The sequence below is a fragment of the Bacillus sp. RC51 genome, assembly GCF_044908115.1.
In the GTDB taxonomy this organism is placed as follows: Bacteria; Bacillota; Bacilli; order Bacillales; family Bacillaceae_G; genus Bacillus_A; species Bacillus_A mycoides.
The window spans coordinates 34,886-51,040 of the sequence record NZ_JBIYCW010000008.1; the positions used below are offsets into that span (position 1 = coordinate 34,886).

Here is a 16,155-nt window from a genome sequence, read left to right on the forward strand (position 1 = left end):
TTAATTCCACCATAACGAAAGTTTTATGCATTGCTGAATACTGATAATAAGACGTTATGTAATATACTCTGTTCTTTTCTTAACTAATAGAAGAATAGTTGAATAAGCTTGTCAATAAAAAGGACATTCCCAGTATTACAAGAAATGTCCTTTCCACTAAATTATAGGATATTTTGCTAAAATTCAAACTCTAAAATTAGTTTACTGGTTTGACCTGTAAACTGATAATTATAGGACCCTCTCAGATTTTCTAAGTCACCAGTAGCTTTAATAATTGTTCCTGGGGAATCTAGATTTCCTTTATCAAATATTCCTTGCTCTATAGCTGTAAATGTCCCTTGTTGCCCCTTATAAATTCCTTCAAAGTGTAAAAATCCAGAAATTTTAGCAGTAGCCAAGTGACCATCATTTATATTTGAGTCTAAATAATATAATAAGTATTCAACAAAAGCTTTTCCTTTTAATTCACCATCAATATCATATTCAACGTGGGCAATATTAATAGGGAAATCTTTTCTAGTATCATCGATTAGTTTTTCATCCCATTTACTTACTGTAAATGTTACTTCCATACACGTAATCCCCCTTTATCATTAGATAAGTAATCTCCATATCATTTAAAAAGTACCAATTCACAGTCATATCTCATAAGAGTGTTTTTATTTATTTGAGTCCTGCCATATCGCTATCAAGCTAACAAAAAATACTCCCAAAAATGAAAAAATACGCTATTCTTCCTGTAGGATCAGGGAAACATAATAATAAAACTTATGGCTATACTTATTTCAAGTTTCACTTTATTCCACGCCACTCTCTAAAATAGAGAAAGCCCCATTTTTACAATCAATTTCTGCCAACGCGCCGTAAGGTAAAATAAACTTCGGCTCGGTATGGCCAAAATTTAAATTATAAAGAATCGGCAAATCTTCTAAGTTATGTTCTTTCATAACTTTCAGTATTTCGTGTTTATATTCTTCATAATACTTTTCGTCTTTTGGTTTACCAAAAATGATGCCTTTTGCTTTTTGCAGAATGCCTTGCGCTGCGTAATTTCGTAACCAATACTTTATATAACTTGGTTCTGGATGATCTTCAGAGGTTTCAAAGAAAAGGATACTATTCGCCCAATGTTTTTTCTCAGGCCAAAGTTCCGTTCCTTTTGCAAATTCCAGTACTTCTATACAACCACCAATTAAACGCCCTTGTACAGTGATAGAGCCTTGAAGTAGCTCATATCCGTTGTTTTGTTGCATTGTACGCCTTTTATCTTTATTTATCTCTATCCATTCTAAACGCTCACTCGTCCATTCATGAGTTGGTTGAATCTCGCCAATATTCTCATTTGAAAAGAGAGTTCGATTTACCATTTCAATTGTATATGGATCCATCTCTACATTTTCGGAAAAATCGGTTAAAATTGCTGGACCGTAAAAAGAGGAAACTCCTGCTTTATGACAAAACAAATGTGAAACGGTATCGTCAGAGTAGCCCATAAAGATTTTCGGATTTTCGCGTATAACATTAAAATCTATATAAGGAAGTAAACGGATGCTATCTTCACCGCCAATATTCGCAATAATTGCTTTCACGCGCGTATCTTTAAATGCTGTCATTAAATCTTCCGCACGAGCCTCTGGGTTGTTATAAATGAATTCGCTACCTTTTAAACTATTTGGCATGGGGACAACCTTAAGACCGAAGACGTCTTCTAATCTTTTTACTCCTTGCTCATATCGCCATCTTAGCTTAGAATCACCAGCACCTCCCCATGAAGAACTTACTGTTGCCACAATATCTCCTGGCTGTAATCTTTTTGGTTTCATTAACATATTAATTCCGCTCCTACATAATGTAATTAACTACGACTATACAAACCGTAGAGTTGAAGAACATAGTACATGACATTTAATTTCGCCACCATTAACAAATACACCTGCTGTTATTTATGAATCTAACACTATTGCTGAATATAGGAATAAGATACAATAAATCTTTTTATCAAACTTTATATTTAAAAATCACAGTATGCATCATTGCATGAGAAAGATGGTTGCTATTTTCTATAACCTGTAACTATAATAGTTACAGGTTGGTCGTATCCAATCAAAAAATATAATCATCATGAATGGAGAGGTTACATATGGGCATGAAAAAATTAATTTTAGCAGGTGCTTTAGGGATCGCAGCATTATCAGGAACGAATTTACCAGGATTAGAACTATCAAAAGCGAGTGCCGCTTCTATTGAATCAAATTTCTCGACGTTAGAAGGGCGAGTAGTAGAAGTGGATAACGGTGTAATTGTTGTAAAATCTAAGCAATATGAGGAACCTGTTAGTGTGTATATAGATTCCCTTTCACATGTGAAAGTAGGGGATGAGGTTAAAGCTACTGGATCTATGATGCGTAATTTTACTGAATATATGATTGCAAATACAGTTGAAAATACGTCAAATAAATTAGGTATGCACATGAAAGAAGATGGTTCTCCTGATTATGTAATTGGGGAAGTATCAAAAGTAGGAACGATGGAAGATGAAGGAGATAGTTCTACTAAATATGTTGTAGTGCAGTATCCATCAGTAAATGGGAAGAAAGCTATTATTGAAGTGTACTTAACTAAAGGACAAGTATTTAATATGGGTGAGAAAGTGAAAATTGATATGAAGTATGTAGGCTGGGGCGGAATTTCTATTAACTACAACACAACGGATCATATCGAAAAAATTCATGAAGTAAAGAGCAACGTTGAAAATAATGAGGATGTATGGATCTGGTCTTAATAAGGCGAGTATAAGTCGTTATTTGCAATTTACTCCAAACAATAAATGTAAAAACTAAATGTATCATGCAGTACCCATTAAATTATCATATGTATGAAAATTTGATGGGTATTTTTTATTTTGTGTTTTTTTGAGAATAAGGGATTTTCGATTAGAATATGATGTTTAAATCGGAGCGAGTTTAAAAAATACAATAATGAAAGAGGTGTTTAAGGATGGAGCGAGATGAGGTTTATTTACGAGCTAAAAAAAGGATGGAGAATTTAAAAGCTTTTTACATTCATTTAACGGTCTATATACTAGTTAACTTAATGCTTTTTTTTATAAATATAAGCTCTGATTCAAGCAAATTATGGTTTTTATATCCACTTGGAGGTTGGGGAATCGGTATCGTTATACACGGTTTGACAACTTTTCCATTTGGGATATTCGGAAAAAAGTGGGAAGAACGAAAGATTAAAGAATATATGGAGAAAGATAAGTAAATTTATTTCTGTAATGTATGAATATAAAAATTCATATAAATCTCTGTGCTCACACGCTTGATGCGAAGTCTATTCTATAGCTTCGCCTATTTGTTTTTTATTCGAAGTTTGTGCGAGTAAGTGTTCATATTCATTTTTTAGCGTGAATTGCATGTGAAATCAAAACTTTATTTGTAGCACATAATAAATACAGTTGTTTTACTTTTTTAATTACTTGTGGATGTAGGATGAAGTTGATTTATTACCCTATATTAAAATAAAAATAAACCACTGTTCGATTTGAATATTCCACGATATAATGGTGAGAGTTTATGACAGAATAAATATTTACATAAGAAGTGAGGTACTTTATGAAAAAAAGAACGACAGACATTATTTTTATTATTATTGGTGCATTTCTTTTTGCGTTAGGTGTCAATCTGTTTGTTATCCCGAATGAGTTTGGTGAGGGAGGGGTAACAGGTATCACGATTATTACGTACTATTTATTTGAATGGTCACCGGGCTTAGTTAACTTAATTTTAAATGCGATTTTGTTAATAGCCGGTTATAAATTTTTAAATAAGATTACAACGATTTATACGATTATCGCTGTAGTTACGAACTCGCTATTTCTTCATTTGACAGAAGGCTGGACGATTGCTTCGGATGAAATGCTCGTAAATGCCATTTTCGGAGGAATATTTATCGGGTGCGGGATTGGTCTTATTATTCGTGTTGGCGGAACAACTGCAGGTACTACGATTTTAGCAAGGATGACGCATAAGTATTTAGGGTGGAGCATTAGCTATGGTTTACTGTTCTTCGATTTAATTGTTGCGTTTTCATCTTATTTCATCATTGGTGCAGAAAAACTGATGATAACAATTATTATGCTATATGTAGCAACGAAAGTGATGGAGTTTGTAATTGAAGGTTTAAATCCGAAGAAAGCCATTACGATTATTTCTGATAACCCGAATGAAATTGCCGGGAAGGTAACTACCTTAATGGGCAGAGGGGTTACTGTGTACTCAGGTCATGGCTATTACACGAAAACGCCGAAGGAAATTCTTTATATTGTTATTAATAAGCAAGAAGTAGTGAAGCTAAAACGGATTGTTCAAACTACGGATCCGGCTGCGTTCATCGCTATACACGATGTTCGTGATGTATTTGGAGAAGGATTTGTTGATATTTCTAAGGCTTAGAAATTATTTTTTATTAAAATAATCTTAATACTAAAACGAAAGAATCTATTTTGAATAATTTTTTTCAAAATAGATTCTTTTTATTTATCTTAAAATGTTGGCTTGTAGCGTATTATGTATCAACTCTTATTCAAAAAAACTAATAGCAGTTTGTTTTTCTTTTTCTTGCAAAAAGTACAATTGTTTCTTAATGTAAGAATGTAGAAGGATGAACAAGAGAGGGTTTAATGAAGATGATACATATTTTATTAGCTGATGATGATAAACATATTAGAGAGTTATTGCATTACCATTTACAAAAAGAGGGCTTTAAAGTTTTTGAAGCGGAAGACGGAAAGGTAGCGCAAGGCGTTTTAGAGAAAGAAAATATTCATCTTGCGATAGTAGACATTATGATGCCGTTTGTTGATGGCTATACGTTATGCGAAGAAATCCGGAAGTATCATGATATACCTGTTATTTTATTAACTGCAAAAGATCAGCTAGTCGATAAAGAAAAAGGATTCATTTCTGGTACGGACGATTATATTGTAAAACCATTTGAACCAGCTGAAGTAATTTTCCGTATGAAAGCTTTATTGCGCCGTTATCAAATGCTTAGTGCTGATATTATTACATTACACGGAACGACTATTGATCGAAAAGGGTTTGAAGTGAAGTGTAACGGTCAGACGATTTTGCTTCCATTAAAGGAATTTGAATTATTATCACAACTTGCTAGTTATCCTGGAAGAACCTTTTCAAGAGAAGAATTAATTGAATTAGTATGGGGAATGGATTTTGAAGGAGATGAACGAACAGTTGACGTTCATGTGAAGAGGCTACGAGATCGTTTTTCAAAACGAACAGATGATTTTCAAATTACGACAGTACGCGGACTCGGTTATAAGTTGGAGTTGAAATAAAATGAAATCACTATATTCTAGATTTGTTTTTATGACAGTCGGTATTATGCTTCTTAGTAGCATTATCGGTTTTTTATTAACGAACGTATATTATCAAGTGAAGTTAAAACCGTACAATAGTGAAAAGATTTTAATGTATGCTAAAGAAGTAAAATCATTATATGAAAAGCAAAGTGAAGAGAATAAAGAGGCATACTTACAGTCTATTGCGAAGTTAGGGTATGAAATTTATATTGTAGATGACGAAAATCATGGAAAGCGTATTGGGAATGCGTTTCGTAAGATAACAATTAGTGATGATACCGTTCATAAAGTATTGCAAGGTGAGACGTTTAATGGCGTTTCCACATATCCAACTCGCCTCTTTATTACAGGATTTTTCGATAATGAATTAATTAATAGTGTCGGTGTACCGCTAAAACACGATGATAAACAGTACGCTTTATTCATTCGCCCTGACATTCAGCAACAATTCGGCGAAATGAGAATTTTTCTAGCGGTATTACTCGGTTTCATCGTTGTATTAAGTATCATTTTTATAGCGATTGCAGCAGGTTATATCGTTCGGCCAATTCGAACATTTACGAAAGCGACTCAAAAGATTGCAAGTGGTGAATATGATATCGAATTAGATGAAAATCGAAAAGATGAAATTGGTACACTAGCGACTAATTTTCAAAAGATGACAAAGAGCATTAAAGAATTAGATCAAATGAGGCAAGAGTTCGTTTCTAACGTTTCTCATGAATTCCAATCTCCACTTTCTTCGATACAAGGTTTTTCGAAAACATTACAATCGGAGAATATGAGTGAAGAGGAAAGAAAACATTATTTGAAAATTATTGAGGGCGAAAGTAAGCGGATGTCTAGTTTATGTAAACAGTTACTTACGCTCGCTTCATTAGATAAGGAAGAGAAAGTTCTACAAATTAAAGAGTTTCACTTACAAAAGCAAATTAAAGACGTCATTTTTATGCTCGAATGGAAATGGCGTGAAAAAGATATAGCTGTCGAATTTGATGTGCCGGACATCATCATAAACGGTGATGAAAACTTACTTCATCAAGTATGGAGTAATATTTTTACGAATAGCATTAAGTTTTCAAACGACGGCGGAACGATTGAATTTGTTGTAGAAGAATTAGAATCCGGTATTGTCATTTCTATATCAGATAACGGAATCGGTATGGAACAAGAAGAAATGGATCGTATATTTGATCGTTTTTACAAAGTAGATACAGCAAGAGCGAGAAACGTAGAAGGTAGCGGTTTAGGGTTATCAATTGTGCAGAAAATTGTTGAACTGCATCAAGGAAACGTTTCAGTTTATAGCACGAAAGGGGAAGGGACTACTGTTCGGGTTGAGCTTCCTAAATAAATGAAAAAGAAGACATGTGAATGTACATCATGATTATCATTGTAGTAACGTGTATTCAATGTCACACATAATATCAAAAAAGTACATCACTTATATATTTAAAGACACATAAATATCAATAGTAAAGATAGTAAGGGGTGAATGCCCCTACTATCTTTTTTTATCTAAACAGATAAATTTAAAATACATAGTCATAATAGATAATCTATGATATTAGGTATATTATTTTATGGTGGAGGACGTAGCCTTGGTGCGAGGACCTTGACTTTAAGTATTTAAAGGAGTTAGTAGCTAAATTACAATATCCCTTAAGCAAAAAAATAAAGGATAAATAGCATGAGGTTGTATTCATTAGAGAAGCACAAACAGATAATGGGACAATGTACTATCTTATGGATGAAAACTTGGACTTTATACCATTGGCCAATAAATAAACTTTTTAATTCAACTAACTGGCATAGTTGAAGAAGGAATTTCTCTAAACTTTGAAGAATTTATATTCAAAAATATGTTAAGGAGCTTGTCAATTATATGGAATCCATTAGCAAAAGCGAAGTGAAGCTACGAGATATCATAGAGGAAGATCTTCCTATCTTTTTCGAACAACAACTAGATTCAACGGCGAACTATATGGCTGCCTTTACAGCTAAAGACCCCACTGATAAGGACTCATTTTTTGACCATTGGAAAAAAAATATTGCTGACGAGACTATTACAATTAAGACTATATTATTCAATGGCATTGTCACTGGACACGTCTCGAACTTTGAACAGTTCGGCGAACCCGAAGTAAGCTACTGGATTGGGAAGGAATATTGGGGTCATGGTATTGCAACTTTAGCGTTGTCAGAGTTTCTGGAGTATATTAAGATACGCCCACTCTATGCTCGTTCCGCTAAAGATAACCTCGCCTCCATCAGGGGATTGGAAAAATGCGGGTTTAAAATCATCTCTGAAGATAAGGGTTTTTCCAACGCAAGAGGCAAGGATGTTGAAGAATTTATTTTGAAGCTTGAACCTTATGATATGTAATTTAATACCTCAATTCGTATTTGATGAAGATGAATATAGGACAGAGATTAATAAAATCTTATTGAACTAACGCATGAGTTAGTTGAACAAACATTAAAAAAGCCTGTATCAACGATTACTTGGTAATCAACGATACAGGCTTTACCTTTTCCGAAAAAGAGCTTGAACAAAATTCATTTGAGGGTAAATTACTGGACACCATGCTTCATGATGCTTATCGTACAGGCCGAATTATTCAATTAAGGAAGATACAGAGGGCATGGCCATCAAATCGTTAACTGAACGTTTTAGTTATTCCATTAAAGGGCGCTATTGTTGAATAAAACTTAGATTTTTAAACAACTTTATTGTTATATTTTTTAGTGAAGTGAAGTATCTTACATACAAAATTAAACAAGCATAATCCCGTCCTATATTTAGAACGGGGTTATGCTTGTTTGAGATAATAAAATTAAATAATTTTATTATAACTACACATTACGGATTAGATAATATTTTCTTTCTGCTATAAAGCCGCACCTTTCCCGCGCTCTTCCTTAAACCGAAGCCCAAAAGTATCCGCTGTAATTTCATCAGTTTTCGGCAATGAACGTAATTTCGGATGAAGTAGCCATACGAGAGAAATGAATAAAATTCCGATGCTAGCGAGCGCGAAAATGAGTTGGCTACTAAATACATTTGCGGTGTATCCGCCAATTAAAGAGCCGAACGGCATAGCGATTGTACCCATGCTTCGTGTGACTGAATTGATGCGTCCAAGATATTGATTTGGAATTAAAGTTTGACTAATTGTCGCAAATAATATGTTGGTCGCACCAATTGGTATCCAAGCTAAGCCGAATAAAAAAATTGATAACCATTGAAACGGTACAAACGTAGAGAGAAACCAAAAGAAAGCGCTAGTCGCAAAGCTAATAATGGAGACATGGCTAATATTATGTTTACCAATCCATGAACTGAATAGTGCTCCAATTAAACTACCGGCGGATATAGCGGCTAAAAAGAAACCGTATAATTTAACCCCTCCTAAAGAATCGGCGAAAGAAGGGAGTATTGCCATCGTCATACCGATTGAAAAATTAGCGACAACTGAACCGATTAAGAAGATGCCCATTAATGAACGAAAGACGATTGAAAAGCCTTCTTTTAAATCAGAGAAATATTGCTTTGTTGAAAGTGATGTGCCTGTTTCGGTTTGTGTCGGCATTTTTAATGAAAGAAACAAAATCGCAGTAATTGCGAATGTGAAAGAGTCGATTATATATAAAGTGATTGCGCCAAGTAATGCTACTAATATTCCGGAAAGAGTTGTACAAACTAAATCAATGCCTTGATAAGCAAAGGAAAAGAGTGAATTCCCTTTTAATAATTGTGTTTTATGCAGTAGAAGTGGTAAAGCTTTCGATTGTGCGGGATAGGCGAATTGTTCGATAAAGGCTACGATGGGCATAATGATGAGTAGTAGTTGAACTGTTAATAGATCGAAGTAGTGTGTAATAGGAATGATTAATATAAGAATGCATTGCAAAACTTGTGTGATTACGAGGGTGTTTTTGATTGACCATCTATCAACGAATGGACCGGTAAGAAATTGTAATGCAGAAGGTAATAATGTAAGGAAACCAGCCAATCCAGAATAAAAAGGATCACCACTCAGCTCATATACGAGCCACATCGCTGCTACATAATACAAACTATCTCCTATGTTTGTAAAAATTCTCCCTAAAAATAGTAAGAGGAAATTCCGGTTTTTTAATACGTCCACTTTATCTACTCCTTTATAAAAAAATTATTCGGTAAAATAAATTTGACCGTTTATGTAAAAAAAATCGCATTACGATTTTTCTTCTTTTTTTACAAATTGCTGCATTGTTCTCTCAGCGATTTGAAGTGCAGTAGTAGAAATATAATAAGGTTTACTATTCGGATCTTTATCTGCACCTTTTGTGATTTCGTTTAATTCAGCCATTAATTCATAAAACTTTTTTACCCACACTTGAAATTGTTCTGGCGTTGCATCAAATTCCCAGCAGGATGAAACGTAATTCCACTTAGCTGGATCTTCACTTGCATTTTGTAATGTAAAAGCTTCTTCTGGTGCAGAGAGAATTTGGCTTTTCGTTCTTTCTATCATTTGTAAAAAGATTTGGCGACCGGATTCGCTTAATATTTCTAAATGAGGTAATAGATCTGCGGCAGGGGTGAAGCCTTTAGCGACAGATTGATAAAACTTTTGAACAATCCCATTCTTTTCTTCTGTATAAACGATCTCTATAAGCCCATTCTTTTCTAATTCTTTTAAATGATAATGAATTTTCGCCCTTGAAATGCCGAATTTCTCAGATAGTAATTGTCCAGTATAAGGACGTTCGCATAGACGTATCATCATTTCGGCACGTAGTGGATCGCTTAATGCTTTTAGTTGGCTATAAGTAGTTAGTGTTAATACGGGCTTCAACATGATCAACTCCTTGAATTAAATTACTCGGTCAATATTATTTGACTGAATTGTATCAAGGATTCTATTTATTTTCAATACTTTCAGAAAATTTATTTTTTTGCTCTGTAATCTTCTGTTCATATTCCGTTCATATTTCTTTTTTATGATTAGTGCATAGAAAGAAAGAGGAAGGAGCGAGCATAATGTTTTTAGCTCTGCGTGAATTGAAACAATCAAAATTAAGATACGGATTAATCGGACTCATTATGGTGTTATTATCATTTTTAGTCCTTGTTATTTCAGGATTAGCAAATGGACTCTCCTATGATAATGCTTCATCGATTCAAAATATGGAGGCAAATAAGTTCGTTTTAGCAGATGATGCGGAAAATAAATTACTACGTTCACAAATTAAGAAAGAAGATGTAGATAACGTAGTCAATCAAGTAGGCGAGAAAGAGGCCGTTCCGTTTCGTGTGAAAGTTTCAACGTATGAAAAGAAAGATAGCTCGAAAAAAGTGGATGTCGCTATTTTCTCAAGTGAACGCGATACATTTTTAGAACCGAACATTGTAAAAGGTGAGAAATTAGGTACAGCAAACAACGAGATGGTTGCCGATGAATCAATTAAAGAAAAAGGTATCGATATTGGGGATACAATTATTGATCCTGTTTCAAAGAAAGAATTTAAAATCGTTGGATTTACGAAAGATCAAATGTTTAGCCATACACCAGTCGTTTATGTAAATGAAGACGTATGGGGCGCTATTTCACAACCAAACCAAAAAGATTATAGTGCAATTGCGCTTAATACAGATAAAGAAATTAAAAATGCACATGTTATCGACAAAAAAGAAGTATTACAAAGTATTCCAGGATTTAAAGAAGAGCAAGGAACATTAACGATGATTATCGCGTTCTTACTTGTTATCGCTGCGTTACTAATCGGTGTATTCTTCTACGTCATTACACTGCAAAAAACACAACAATTAGGTGTATTAAAAGCAATCGGTACAAAGAATTCTTATTTAGCGAATAGTTTAGTCGTGCAGGCGTTATTCTTATCAGTCGTTGCGATGATAATCAGTATTGTTCTTGTACAAGGATTAGAACAAATTTTACCAGCGGGTATGCCGTTCTTATTAACAACACCGATGATTGCACAATATGCAGCAATCTTTATTGTAATTAGTATTTTAGGAACACTTATTTCGTTATATCAAGTGTTAAAAGTTGATGCATTAGAAGCAATTGGAGGCGGGATGTAATGACTTCATTATTAAAATTAGACAGAGTAAGTAAAGTGTACGGAGAAGGGAATACGGAAGTAACAGCCCTTCATCCGATGTCGCTTGATGTGAAAGCTGGAGAGTTTATCGGAATCGTTGGTCCTTCTGGATCAGGGAAAAGTACGTTATTATCAATCGCGGGTGCTTTACTATCACCGTCAAAAGGGGATATTTACATTCGTGAGCAAAATATTACGAAGTTATCAGAAAAGGAAATGACAGACATTCGTTTGAAAAAAATCGGCTTCATTTTCCAGTTCGCAAATCTTGTTCCATATTTAAATGTAAAAGAACAATTGCTTTACATTGCAAAGTTAAAAAAAGAAAACAAACAAGAATCAGAAAAACGTGCGGATCACTTGCTAGCAGCATTTGGATTATCTGAAAGAAAAACTCATTATCCAAATCAACTATCCGGCGGGGAAAAACAAAGAGTAGCAATCACTCGTGCGTTCATGAACAACCCAGATTTAATATTAGCTGATGAACCAACTGCAAGCTTAGACTCAAAACGCGCACGTGAAGTCGTTGAAATGATGAAACGTGAAGTAAAAGAAAGTCAAAAAGCAGCTATTATGATTACACACGATGAGAGAATGCTCGATGTATGTGATCGTATATTGACGCTTAGAGATGGGCAGTTAATATAAAGAAAAAAGGCCAACCGTACATATATGTGCAGTTGGCCTTTGTATGATTATTTTAAAATAGATATAATGGCTTTATTTTGAGAATAACGTTTTAATTTTATTGCGTGTTACTAATAAAATTCCACCTAGAATAGATAGCATTCCTAAAGCCATATTACTTGATTGCTCACTACCAGCGTTAGGAAGTTCTTTAGCATTGTTTTTCGCTGGAACAGTAGTAGTTGTAGTGTCATTATTCACTGTCGATTGTTTAGGTTGTGATACTTCACTAATTTTGTTATCTACATTTTGCTTTGTTGTATGTAACTCAGCTAATTTGTCATCAATTTTTTTCTCAGTATGTTTAAAATCGTTTATTTTAATATCTAAGTCTTGTTTTTTCTTTGTTAAATCATCTGAAACAGTTTGTTTCGCTTGTTTCATTTCGTTTATTTTATTTAGTAAATCTTGTCTAGCTTCTTGTAATTCAGCAAGTTTGTTTTTTACATCTTGTTTAGCTAGTTCTAAGTTAGCGGAAAGACTATCTAAATTGCCTTTAATTTTCTTAAGCTCCTCTAACGTGTTCCCAGTATTCGGCTTATTTTCTTTTAGCTCAGCAAGTTTGTCCTCAGCAGTTTGTTTCGCTTTCTTTAACTCAGCTAATTTTTCATCTACCTGTTTTTTTACTTCCTTAAGTTCATTAACCTTCTGATCGATGTTCTCTTTATGTTGCTTAATTTCATTCACTTTTTCATCGACAGTTTGTTTATGTTCTTTAATCTCATTAACCTTTTCATCAACAGTTTGCTTATGCTCTTTAATTTCAGCAACTTTTTCATCTACTTGCTTTTTATGCTCTTTAATTTCAGCGATTTTATCTTCGGCGATTTGTTTGTCTTGCTGAAGTTTTGCATCTAACTCTTGTTTATGTTGTTTAATCTCGCCAATTTTTTCATCTGCAACTTGTTTACGTTCATGTAGTTCATTAACCTTTGTATCAACATTTTCCTTAACTTGGTTAAGTTCATTTAATGTTTGATCCACATTTTCTTTGTGCTGCTGTAATTTCGCATCTAACTCTTGTCTATGTTGCTTAATTTCAGCTAAGCGATCTCCCGTACTTTGCTGGGGAGTAGCATCAGTTACTTCCGCATGAGCAGAGTTTGCGCCAGCAATCATTGCTAAAGCTAGTGTAGACGCAGCGATTGTTTGTTTTGTTTTCATATTTTTGTACCTCTTTTCTTTCATATGCATGAGCTGTTTTGTGTAAAATTGAGCATATAGAAGTAGATTATTTTATTATTATATACCATGTTCGGCGCCTAGAGGAAGTATTTGCATAATAATCTATGATTATGTGATTCTTATAGTCTTTTATTTTGGGATAGGGGACAAATCTTCAGCAAGATGAACAATTTCTTCTATAGTAGATTTCACATCTTTACTATCGCGAATAACAAACAAATAATCAGCCCCATTTTCTACAGGATCTACTACATCTTCATGTTGAGATTCAGCCTGTTGCCGAACGAGTACTTCTTTGAAACTGGAATAGTTACCTCTAAATATATTTATACTTCGCTTACTACGAGCTACTCTTTCATAAAGAATATCATCTGGAATGTCAAAACGAACGAGTATGCGTACATATTCCTCTTCCTTAAACAGCTCATTCAGCAAATACATCCGGCCGTTTCGGCTTCTATTTGAGTTGCAAATGATAAGGTGTAAATTTGTATGTTCTTTTGCATAATCAACAATGAATTTCGAAAGAGCGTGCTTAAATGTATTAGGGCCTTCAGTTGGCTGTAATTTTTCATAATGCGTGTTAATAAATTCTGCTTGGTTATCTTGATCCATAACGAAAGAGTGGGGTAACTTTTTTTCTAGTTCTTTAGCAAATGTTGTTTTTCCACTGTGGGTTTTTCCTACTGTAATAATGACTAATCGTTTCATATTGGCCTCCATATGTATTGTTATAATCTGGAATGTTCGGTGTGAATCGACAATTTTCCTGCCGGAGAAAATACAAAGTGGCTGAGTAGTAATGGGCTGAAAATTTCACCGAAAAACTTATTTATCCAATAATCCCCTAATGTGAAAAGTGTGATGTGATGTTGTCCTAACTCAAATGAACTAAAAAATATTCTGTTTAGAAAGGGGGCGACAATGCTATCGTTATTGAAATATATTATGGAAATGTGCCTGGTGAAAAGGAGGTCTAGAACAAATATTAAAAATAGCTGTTAATAATAAAAAGGTAGGAAACATATACCCTTTATTGTTAAGTACAGCCTTTCATAATCTATGTTGAATCAATTGGAAAATTCATGGAAAAGTGTTATGGTTTATTTGGGAGCTGCACATTATTTATGTTCAGTAAAAAAGGGGGATTAAAGTGGGGGCTAAAATTTTTAACGGCAGGCATATAGCCAATAGCAAGGATCAAGAATTTGTTGTTTTTATTATTGGTATGCGTATTAATAACCTATTAAAATTTTGGAAGTGGATACCAGTTTTTAATGCTATGGGAACTATGATTAAAGAATTATATCAAAATCCACAATGGGGTTTCTTACATACAGAATTCTTATTTAGTTGGAGAAAAGTAATCTTAATTCAATACTGGAAGGGATTCGACGAATTAGTAAACTATGCTCACGGAAAAAACCATTCATATGCTTGGAAATCATACAATAATAAGATTAAAGATAATGGGAGTGTCGGTGTTTTTCACGAGACATATCAAATAGAAAAGGGTGCTTCTGAAGCAATCTATGTTAATATGCCAAAAACAGGTTTATCTAGAGCTACCGAACATATACCAGTATCTCAGGATACTAATACTGCTCAAAAAAGAATGGATAAATAATTCAGGAAATTTCGTATGTAGTTTCGATTTTCCTGCCAGAGAGTATACAAAGTGTCGGAGTGTTAGTAGGTTGGGAACTTGACAAAAAAACTTATTTATGCTATAATTTACCAATATAAAAATAAAGTGTATAATAGGGTTCTCCTGGCCAGGGGGACCCTATTTTTGTTGTGAAAATGAAGGAGTGTATGTGCGTGAAAAAAGGTGAAGCAAGTGTAACGTCGTTAGTATCAGCTTTCGGAAGGGCGTATCATAGTGAATTTGATAGTTCTAAAATCTTTGATGATTATGTAGCTAAAGATTTCATTCCACAAAAAGAACGTAACGATATTGAAACGAATATGGTTCAAGGAATACATTTTTTCAATACAGACATTGCAGAGAAGTTTCAAGATAATCCACAAGAAATATTAAAATGGATTACACAAGTTCAATTATCACCAACACCTTTGGCACGTGCAGCATATTGTGAAAGAGTGCTATTACATGAAATTGCATTAGGCGCGAAGCAATACGTCATACTCGGTGCAGGCTTAGACACGTTTAGTTTTAGACACCGAGAATTAGAAAATAAAATAGAAATATTTGAAGTGGATCATCCTTCTACGCAAGCGTTTAAAATACAAAGAGTGAAAGAATCAGGTCTAGAAATTCCAAGCAATCTTCATTTTGTTTCGATGGATTTTACTAAGGATTTCTCTAAGCAAAAATTAGTAAATGAAGGATTTGAAAATAAAAAGACTTTCTTTAGCCTTTTAGGTGTTACGTACTATTTAACAAAAGAGGAACTTTCCAGTTTAATAGAATGTTTATTCGAGATGGTTCCAGAAGGGAGTTCTATCGTTTTTGATTACCCTGATGAAAACTTATTTACGGAAAAAGGATTATCCAATCGAGTTGAAAATATGATAAAGATGGCTGAGATAGGCGGGGAGCCGATGAAATCGTGTTTTTCTTATACCGAAATGGAAGCACTATTAGAAAAGGCGGGCTTACTCATTTATGAGCACTTATCACCAGAGGATATTAATAAACTATATTTTGAGGGACGAAACGATTATTTAGAAGCTTTTGAGACGGTGCATTATGTGCATGCGGTGAAGAAGTAGAGAAGTAGTAGGCATGGGGAGGGATCTCTGTGTCTTTTTTTTGT

At 34.0% G+C, this 16,155-nt stretch carries 16 protein-coding genes and 1 pseudogene; 11 read left to right on the forward strand and 6 right to left on the reverse strand.

The window, feature by feature from the left end; translation table 11 throughout:
* Positions 1 to 176 precede the first annotated feature (176 nt).
* Positions 177 to 572, reverse strand: coding sequence for a DUF3224 domain-containing protein (locus ABH959_RS16820; RefSeq protein ID WP_113935885.1), 396 nt, complete (start codon positions 570 to 572; stop codon positions 177 to 179).
* Between the two features lie 225 nt (positions 573 to 797).
* On the reverse strand, positions 798 to 1,829 hold the full coding sequence (locus ABH959_RS16825; RefSeq protein WP_113935884.1) for a S66 family peptidase: 1,032 nt from the start codon (positions 1,827 to 1,829) through the stop codon (positions 798 to 800).
* A gap of 311 nt (positions 1,830 to 2,140) precedes the next feature.
* On the opposite strand from ABH959_RS16825, the gene ABH959_RS16830 reads away from it, so the two are divergent.
* The 7 genes and pseudogenes from ABH959_RS16830 to ABH959_RS16860 all read left to right on the forward strand — a co-directional run.
* The gene (locus ABH959_RS16830) at positions 2,141 to 2,782 is read left to right on the forward strand and encodes an ATP F0F1 synthase subunit alpha (protein WP_113935883.1); all 642 of its coding nucleotides are present in this window, start codon (positions 2,141 to 2,143) and stop codon (positions 2,780 to 2,782) included.
* Positions 2,783 to 2,997: 215 nt separating this feature from the next.
* Positions 2,998 to 3,267 (forward strand): 2TM domain-containing protein, encoded by a 270-nt coding sequence (locus ABH959_RS16835; RefSeq protein ID WP_404492938.1) that lies wholly within the window; start codon positions 2,998 to 3,000, stop codon positions 3,265 to 3,267.
* Positions 3,268 to 3,617: 350 nt separating this feature from the next.
* The gene (locus tag ABH959_RS16840; protein ID WP_000747487.1) at positions 3,618 to 4,457 is read left to right on the forward strand and encodes a YitT family protein; all 840 of its coding nucleotides are present in this window, start codon (positions 3,618 to 3,620) and stop codon (positions 4,455 to 4,457) included.
* A 227-nt stretch (positions 4,458 to 4,684) separates the two neighbouring features.
* Positions 4,685 to 5,362 carry a response regulator transcription factor gene (locus tag ABH959_RS16845; protein WP_000781971.1) on the forward strand — a complete coding sequence of 226 codons (678 nt, stop codon included), beginning with the start codon at positions 4,685 to 4,687 and terminating at the stop codon, positions 5,360 to 5,362.
* Position 5,363: 1 nt separating this feature from the next.
* A complete protein-coding gene (locus ABH959_RS16850; protein WP_113935881.1) occupies positions 5,364 to 6,740 on the forward strand; it encodes a sensor histidine kinase in 1,377 nt (458 codons plus the stop codon).
* Positions 6,741 to 7,271: 531 nt separating this feature from the next.
* Positions 7,272 to 7,772, forward strand: coding sequence for a GNAT family N-acetyltransferase (locus ABH959_RS16855; RefSeq protein ID WP_113935880.1), 501 nt, complete (start codon positions 7,272 to 7,274; stop codon positions 7,770 to 7,772).
* Between the two features lie 149 nt (positions 7,773 to 7,921).
* Positions 7,922 to 8,050 (forward strand): annotated as a pseudogene (locus ABH959_RS16860) (DinB family protein); the annotation flags it as partial.
* A gap of 227 nt (positions 8,051 to 8,277) precedes the next feature.
* On the opposite strand, the gene ABH959_RS16865 reads toward ABH959_RS16860, so the two are convergent.
* Both ABH959_RS16865 and ABH959_RS16870 read right to left on the reverse strand, forming a co-directional pair.
* Positions 8,278 to 9,537, reverse strand: a complete 1,260-nt coding sequence (locus ABH959_RS16865; RefSeq protein WP_404492939.1) for an MFS transporter — start codon at positions 9,535 to 9,537, stop codon at positions 8,278 to 8,280.
* A gap of 69 nt (positions 9,538 to 9,606) precedes the next feature.
* Positions 9,607 to 10,230, reverse strand: a complete 624-nt coding sequence (locus ABH959_RS16870) for an ArsR/SmtB family transcription factor (RefSeq protein WP_201034607.1) — start codon at positions 10,228 to 10,230, stop codon at positions 9,607 to 9,609.
* Positions 10,231 to 10,415: 185 nt separating this feature from the next.
* On the opposite strand from ABH959_RS16870, the gene ABH959_RS16875 reads away from it, so the two are divergent.
* Positions 10,416 to 11,480, forward strand: coding sequence for an ABC transporter permease (locus ABH959_RS16875; protein WP_113935879.1), 1,065 nt, complete (start codon positions 10,416 to 10,418; stop codon positions 11,478 to 11,480).
* Positions 11,480 to 12,151: an ABC transporter ATP-binding protein gene (locus ABH959_RS16880; RefSeq protein WP_113935878.1), complete on the forward strand. Its 672-nt coding sequence runs from the start codon at positions 11,480 to 11,482 to the stop codon at positions 12,149 to 12,151. The genes ABH959_RS16875 and ABH959_RS16880 overlap by 1 nt, the downstream gene beginning before the upstream one ends.
* A gap of 72 nt (positions 12,152 to 12,223) precedes the next feature.
* Here ABH959_RS16880 and ABH959_RS16885 read toward each other — a convergent pair whose 3' ends face one another.
* Positions 12,224 to 13,384 carry an LPXTG cell wall anchor domain-containing protein gene (locus tag ABH959_RS16885; protein ID WP_113935877.1) on the reverse strand — a complete coding sequence of 387 codons (1,161 nt, stop codon included), beginning with the start codon at positions 13,382 to 13,384 and terminating at the stop codon, positions 12,224 to 12,226.
* A gap of 120 nt (positions 13,385 to 13,504) precedes the next feature.
* On the reverse strand, positions 13,505 to 14,098 hold the full coding sequence (locus ABH959_RS16890) for an AAA family ATPase (protein WP_404492940.1): 594 nt from the start codon (positions 14,096 to 14,098) through the stop codon (positions 13,505 to 13,507).
* 430 nt (positions 14,099 to 14,528) lie between these two features.
* On the opposite strand from ABH959_RS16890, the gene ABH959_RS16895 reads away from it, so the two are divergent.
* Complete coding sequence (locus ABH959_RS16895) at positions 14,529 to 15,002, forward strand: DUF4188 domain-containing protein (protein ID WP_404492941.1); 474 nt, start codon at positions 14,529 to 14,531, stop codon at positions 15,000 to 15,002.
* A gap of 188 nt (positions 15,003 to 15,190) precedes the next feature.
* Positions 15,191 to 16,111: a class I SAM-dependent methyltransferase gene (locus tag ABH959_RS16900; protein WP_404493009.1), complete on the forward strand. Its 921-nt coding sequence runs from the start codon at positions 15,191 to 15,193 to the stop codon at positions 16,109 to 16,111.
* Positions 16,112 to 16,155 lie beyond the last annotated feature (44 nt).

Bases quoted from the DNA above. Each gene is read 5' to 3' on its own strand.
- ABH959_RS16825 (WP_113935884.1), bottom strand. From the start codon at position 1,829: ATGTTAATGAAACCAAAAAGATTACAGCCAGGAGATATTGTGGCAACA.
- ABH959_RS16850 (WP_113935881.1), top strand. From the start codon at position 5,364: ATGAAATCACTATATTCTAGATTTGTTTTTATGACAGTCGGTATTATG.
- ABH959_RS16890 (WP_404492940.1), bottom strand. From the start codon at position 14,098: ATGGAGGCCAATATGAAACGATTAGTCATTATTACAGTAGGAAAAACC.
- ABH959_RS16885 (WP_113935877.1), bottom strand. From the start codon at position 13,384: ATGCATATGAAAGAAAAGAGGTACAAAAATATGAAAACAAAACAAACA.
- ABH959_RS16875 (WP_113935879.1), top strand. From the start codon at position 10,416: ATGTTTTTAGCTCTGCGTGAATTGAAACAATCAAAATTAAGATACGGA.
- ABH959_RS16900 (WP_404493009.1), top strand. From the start codon at position 15,191: ATGTGCGTGAAAAAAGGTGAAGCAAGTGTAACGTCGTTAGTATCAGCT.
- ABH959_RS16820 (WP_113935885.1), bottom strand. From the start codon at position 572: ATGGAAGTAACATTTACAGTAAGTAAATGGGATGAAAAACTAATCGAT.
- ABH959_RS16830 (WP_113935883.1), top strand. From the start codon at position 2,141: ATGGGCATGAAAAAATTAATTTTAGCAGGTGCTTTAGGGATCGCAGCA.
- ABH959_RS16855 (WP_113935880.1), top strand. From the start codon at position 7,272: ATGGAATCCATTAGCAAAAGCGAAGTGAAGCTACGAGATATCATAGAG.
- ABH959_RS16845 (WP_000781971.1), top strand. From the start codon at position 4,685: ATGAAGATGATACATATTTTATTAGCTGATGATGATAAACATATTAGA.
- ABH959_RS16835 (WP_404492938.1), top strand. From the start codon at position 2,998: ATGGAGCGAGATGAGGTTTATTTACGAGCTAAAAAAAGGATGGAGAAT.
- ABH959_RS16880 (WP_113935878.1), top strand. From the start codon at position 11,480: ATGACTTCATTATTAAAATTAGACAGAGTAAGTAAAGTGTACGGAGAA.
- ABH959_RS16840 (WP_000747487.1), top strand. From the start codon at position 3,618: ATGAAAAAAAGAACGACAGACATTATTTTTATTATTATTGGTGCATTT.